5 protein-coding genes are annotated in these 5673 nt (G+C 45.8%); 2 read left to right on the top strand and 3 right to left on the bottom strand.

Features of this window, described 5'->3' with window-relative positions; genetic code table 11:
• Positions 1-116 precede the first annotated feature (116 nt).
• Positions 117-509 (bottom strand): type II toxin-antitoxin system HicB family antitoxin, encoded by a 393-nt coding sequence (locus tag HMPREF3144_RS08895; protein ID WP_018025986.1) that lies wholly within the window; start codon positions 507-509, stop codon positions 117-119.
• A gap of 13 nt (positions 510-522) precedes the next feature.
• Positions 523-705: a type II toxin-antitoxin system HicA family toxin gene (locus HMPREF3144_RS11490; protein ID WP_026156779.1), complete on the bottom strand. Its 183-nt coding sequence runs from the start codon at positions 703-705 to the stop codon at positions 523-525.
• 415 nt (positions 706-1120) lie between these two features.
• Here HMPREF3144_RS11490 and guaB point away from each other — a divergent pair, with 415 nt between their 5' ends.
• Positions 1121-2581, top strand: a complete 1461-nt coding sequence (guaB, locus tag HMPREF3144_RS08890; RefSeq protein ID WP_018025988.1) for an IMP dehydrogenase — start codon at positions 1121-1123, stop codon at positions 2579-2581.
• A 27-nt stretch (positions 2582-2608) separates the two neighbouring features.
• Positions 2609-4201, top strand: a complete 1593-nt coding sequence (gene guaA / locus HMPREF3144_RS08885) for a glutamine-hydrolyzing GMP synthase (protein WP_070477526.1) — start codon at positions 2609-2611, stop codon at positions 4199-4201.
• Between the two features lie 160 nt (positions 4202-4361).
• On the opposite strand, the gene HMPREF3144_RS08880 is transcribed toward guaA, so the two are convergent.
• Positions 4362-5654 carry an arsenic transporter gene (locus HMPREF3144_RS08880; protein ID WP_070477524.1) on the bottom strand — a complete coding sequence of 431 codons (1293 nt, stop codon included), beginning with the start codon at positions 5652-5654 and terminating at the stop codon, positions 4362-4364.
• Positions 5655-5673 lie beyond the last annotated feature (19 nt).

Below are 5673 nucleotides of genomic sequence, written 5' to 3'. Positions count from 1 at the left end.
CTAATTGCTTGATTAACGATTGAATGATGTCGTCTTGAGTCATGTAACTTCCCATGTGAAATACTCACATGAAGGATATCAGATTAAAGGAAGTTACATAAAATTATTTACAGGCTCTAATTTGTTAATGCCAATTGAGCGATATAACCAGAACGACTTTTGCCAGCTTCTTTTGCTTTGGCATCAATCCTAGCCAGTATGCGTTTAGGCAATGTGATATTAACTCTTTCGATATGATCATCAAATAAGTCTGGATTAATCTCTACGATAGCCCATATCCAGTCTTTATAATCAGGATCATCCTTATATTTATCAATAGAACTAGCTTTCGGAACTACTTCACCATTATCCAAGGCTTCCTCAATCCACAACTCTATTGCCTCTTTGGCATTTTCAATTGCCTCATTCACACCTTCATCAGCGGCCGAAAAACACCCTGGCAAATCAGGAACCACTACGCCCCAAGCCGTGTGCTCATCACCGGGTTCAATAACAATAGGATATTTCATTCTTTAACTCCTTTTATTTCAGACCTGCCTGTTTAAGCAATTTATTAACGATGCCTTTACCCAAATCTTTTTTAGGGTGCGGAACGCTAATATGGCCAGGCAATGTTGGGTGACGGAAAACATGATGCGAGCCCCGTACATTCCTAAGCTGCCAGCCATTTGCCTCAAGGTGTTTGATAAGGTCTTTGCTATTCATGGTGTGTATTATACACATAAAATAAATTCAATACAAATAAGGTTTAGCCTTATGTGTCTTTTCTAAGCGCCGCCTTGGAACTTAAAATGGCAGCAGTTTCATCTTTTAAAAGAAGAAATATCACCCACAAAAGATTAGCAACAGTGTCAAGCGATACCCCCTCTAAATTAATACAGCTCAACTGTAGAAGTTTCCTTACCATTAATTTATAGTTAGGCGTTTTACGATGAGAAAACGCAAGAGTGAAGAACAGTTCAGAGAGGCTCTAGCGGCATAAAGTGAGCAGAAAGTGCTTGGTCATTAAAGCCTTTTCCTAAACGACTCTGCCACTAGGTAAATTTGCGTCAGTTTATTGATTTAATAAGCTTTATCCTTATAAACGTAGTATAATTCTCTTTTGCGCCAGGAGAGATTCATGCGTTTACTTCAAAAAGCGTTGACCTTTGATGATGTATTATTGGTTCCAGCGTATTCAAATGTGTTACCCCGTGACACGTCTTTAAAAACTCAACTCACTCGTAATATTAGCTTAAACATTCCCTTAGTTTCCGCGGCCATGGATACCGTGACCGAAGCTCGTCTAGCCATTGCCATGGCACAAGAGGGTGGTATCGGTATTATTCATAAAAATATGTCGGCCGATGCGCAGGCAATTGAGGTGGCTCGTGTTAAGCGTCATGAGTTTGGTATTGTGGTTAATCCATACACTCTCACGCCTGATATGACGGTGCGTGATGCGATTGCTTTACAAAAGGAACACGGTATTTCCGGTTTGCCCGTGGTTGAGGGTAAAAAGGTAGTCGGCATCGTGACGAATCGCGATACTCGATTTGAGGATCGTCTAGACGCTAAAATCAGTGAGGTGATGACACCTCAGGATCGTTTAGTGACGATGCTTGAGGGCGGTACGCTTGAAGAAGCGCAAGCCTTGATGCATAAGCATCGTTTAGAGCGAGTTTTGATTGTTAACGAGGCCTTTGAATTACGCGGTCTTGCGACGGTCAAAGATATTTATAAAAGCACTGAAAATCCTAATGCTTGTAAGGATGAGCTCGGACAGCTTCGAGTTGGTGCGGCGGTTGGTGTTGGTGAGGGCACTGAGGAGCGTATCGAGAAGTTAGTCGCTGCCGGTGTGGATGTGATTATTATCGATACTGCACATGGTCATTCCCAAGGTGTTATCGAACGTGTCCGGTGGGTTAAGGAAAATTATCCGCAAGTCGAGGTTATCGGTGGTAATATCGCCACCGGCGAAGCGGCTTTAGCCTTAGTTGAAGCGGGAGCTGATGGGGTTAAGGTTGGTATCGGTCCAGGCTCGATTTGTACCACTCGTGTTATTGCCGGTGTGGGTGTGCCTCAGATTACGGCCATTTCGAATGTTGCTAAAGCACTTGAGGGTACCGGTGTGCCTTTAATTGCCGATGGCGGTATTCGCTACTCTGGTGATGTGGCTAAAGCCCTTGCGGCTGGTGCTTCAACCTGCATGATGGGTGGTATGTTTGCCGGTACTGAAGAGGCACCGGGTGAGGTAATTCTATTCCAAGGTCGTAGCTATAAGTCATACCGTGGTATGGGTAGTTTAGGGGCAATGGAAAAAGGCTCGGCTGATCGCTATTTCCAAGACCCAGCCAATAACGCTGATAAATTGGTACCAGAGGGTATTGAAGGGCGCGTACCTTATAAGGGTAGCGTGTTAGCCATTATCTACCAGTTAATCGGTGGTATTCGTGCATCCATGGGTTATTGTGGTTGCGCAACCATTGAGGATATGCACACTAAATCTCAGTTTGTCGAAATCACCGCCGCGGGTGTGCGTGAGTCACATGTGCACGATGTACAAATTGTGAAAGAAGCGCCTAACTATCGTGCTGACTAATCTTGTCCTTTTGTGGAAATAATCATGATGCATCAAAAGATTTTAATTCTTGATTTTGGCTCACCTCTCACTCAATTGATTGCGCGCCGTGTTCGTAAGGCGGGTGTGCTTAGTGAGGTTTTTCCCGCAGATGTGGATGAAAGCTTCTTGCGTGAACAAATCAATCAGCAGGGTGTCAAGGGGATTATTTTATCCGGCGCTAACCCTGACGATGTGACGACCGCGCAGGGAGTGACTCTATCGCCATTCGTATTTTTAGCGGATGTACCAGTGCTCGCTATTGGTCACGGTATGCACGTGATGGCAAAGCAACTGGGCGGTGAAGTGGCTGCCGTTGAAGAGCAGCGCTTCAGTCAGGTGCATGTTAACACGAAGGGTAATAGTCCTTTATTTGCCACCTTATCTGACGGTCGTTCGGCTGAAGGCTTAAATCAGTTAGATGTTTGGATGAGTGAAGGTACTCAGCTTACTGAGCTACCTGCCGGCTTTACGGTGATTGCAACTGCTAAAAACTGCCAAATAGCCGCTATCGCAGATGAGCTGCGTGGCTTTTATGGGTTACAGTTCCATCCGGAAGTTAGCAATACCAAGCAGGGTGAGGCTTTACTACGTCGCTTTGTGCTTGATATTTGCGAATGTGATGGTGATTGGACAATGGCCTCTTATGCCGAGGAAATGATCGATCGTATCCGTGAAGAGGTAGGTGACGAGCAGGTCCTGTTAGCCCTATCAGGTGGGGTGGATTCTTCAGTGGCGGCGGTTTTAATTCATCGCGCTATCGGTTCTCAACTGACATGCGTGTTTGTAGACCACGGGATGTTGCGCCTCTTCGAAGCGAAGCAGGTGATGGATGTGATGCGTGAGCACTTGGGCTTAAATATCATTCATATTAATGCGGTTGAGCGCTTTATGAATGAGCTCCAAGGGGTAACTGATCCAGAGCAAAAGCGTAAGATTATCGGTCGTGAGTTCGTCGAAATCTTCCAAGAAGAAGCGGCGAAAATGCCCAATGCTAAATGGCTTGCCCAAGGCACAATTTATCCTGATGTGATTGAATCGCTTGCCGGTAAGCACGGTGTTGCGGTGAAGTCTCACCATAATGTCGGCGGCTTGCCCGACACTTTAAGCATGAAGCTTTTAGAGCCACTACGTGAGTTGTTCAAAGATGAGGTTCGTGAGCTCGGTGTTGCCTTAGGTCTACCTGAGAAAATGGTTTATCGCCATCCATTCCCAGGTCCTGGTTTGGGCGTACGTATCCTAGGCGAAGTGAATCAGGATTATGCGGATATTTTACGTCGTGCTGATGCAATTTTTGTTGAGGAACTGCGGAACGCAATTGACGCTGAAACGGGTAAAAATTGGTACGATCTGACCTCGCAGGCCTTTGCCGTATTCCTACCAGTGAAATCGGTGGGGGTGAGTGAGGGTACTCGAGTGTATGACTATGTGGTGGCATTGCGTGCAATTCAAACCAATGACTTTATGAATGCACGTTGGGCACCTTTACCATATGAGTTGCTTGCACATATCTCAGACCGCATTATTAATGAGGTGCGTGGTATTAGTCGAGTGGTTTATGATATCTCAGGTAAACCACCAGCAACGATTGAGTGGGAATAGTTACTCGCTCAAGTCAAACTCCTTAGTATGACTCGCAACGATTCAAAGTGCTTCACGCTTTGATCGAAGTAATTGACGGTAAATCAAAAACGGATGTGATGTTTTTGTTTTACCGTCTTTTTTATGATGTTAAGGCATACAGCAACACGTCCTCATCACTTTAATTCATGGCGACCACTTCCAACCACCAAACTAATGCCACGAGTGTGCTCAGTAGTACCGGTGGGGTGATGATAAGGCCGATTTTCATGTATTGGCCCCAGCTGATACGATAGCCTTTTTGCGCTAATATATGTAGCCACAGTAGGGTAGCTAAACTGCCAATCGGTGTGAATTTAGGTCCTAAATCATTGCCAATGATATTGGCGTAAATCATTAACTCCTTGGTGCTTGCAGCGATATTTGCCTGTTCGATAGCTAAAGCGCCGACGAGGGTAGAGGGAAGGTTATTGACAATTGAGGCAAAGATGGCACTCAGAAAACCCGTGCCGATGGTGGCAATAAAGTCACCTTGGCCTGCGAGCCATTGCAAAGCCATTGCCCCATAGTTGCCTAGCCCCGCATTACTCAGTCCGTACACCACTAAATACATGGCGAGTGAGAACCACACGATTTGCCATGGCGCATGTTTTAAGACCTGGCCGAGGGGAATGGTCGTATCCTGGCCAAGGTTCCACCAGCGACCAGCAATGATAATTAATAATAGGGCGGCGCTACCTGTGACGAGAGAAATGGGCACATTAAGGGGACCGGTAATAAAATAGGCAAGCAAGAGCAAGGTCAAAATAGGAAAGCTCGCTTTAAAAAGCAAGGGATCGCGAATGGCTGAACTGGGTACGTCCAGTGTTGCCACATCATAGCGTTTGGGGATATCCTTTCTAAAAATAATCCACAGCACGCCTAAGGTAGCGGCTAAGGAAGCAAGATTGACTGGCACCATGACTATTGCGTATTGCGCAAAGCTGAGACCGAAGAAATTCGCGCTGACAATATTGACTAGATTGGAAATCACGAGTGGTAGGCTCGTGCTATCCGCCACAAAACCCGTGGCGATAATAAAAGCAAAGGCGGCCTTAGGGGAAAATTTCATTTGCAGCAAAATAGCGATCACAATGGGTGTGAGTAGTAGCACCGCACCGTCATTAGCGAAAAATGCAGTCACCACCGCACCAAGCAAAATTATCAATGGAAATAGTTGATGTCCACGACCATTACCCCAACGTGCTATATATAAGGCAGCCCAGGCAAAAAAGCCAGCTGCGTCTAAGATAAGGGAAATAATTATCAGTGCGACGAAGGTTAGGGTTGCATCCCACACAATTTGCCACACCACAGCCACATCAGACCATTCAACCACGCCTAGCATAAGTGCAAGTATCGCACCCCCGCCGGCACTCCAGCCGATGTTCAAGCCTTTAGGTTGCCAGATAACAAGACTCAGAGACTTTTGCATAAAAGCAGTTAAATACCGG

It is taken from the genome of Oligella sp. HMSC05A10, from assembly GCF_001808335.1.
In the GTDB taxonomy this organism is placed as follows: Bacteria; Pseudomonadota; Gammaproteobacteria; order Burkholderiales; family Burkholderiaceae_B; genus Oligella; species Oligella urethralis.
Note: the sequence above shows the minus strand (reverse complement) of the source record. Positions and strands in the feature narration are given on the sequence as shown.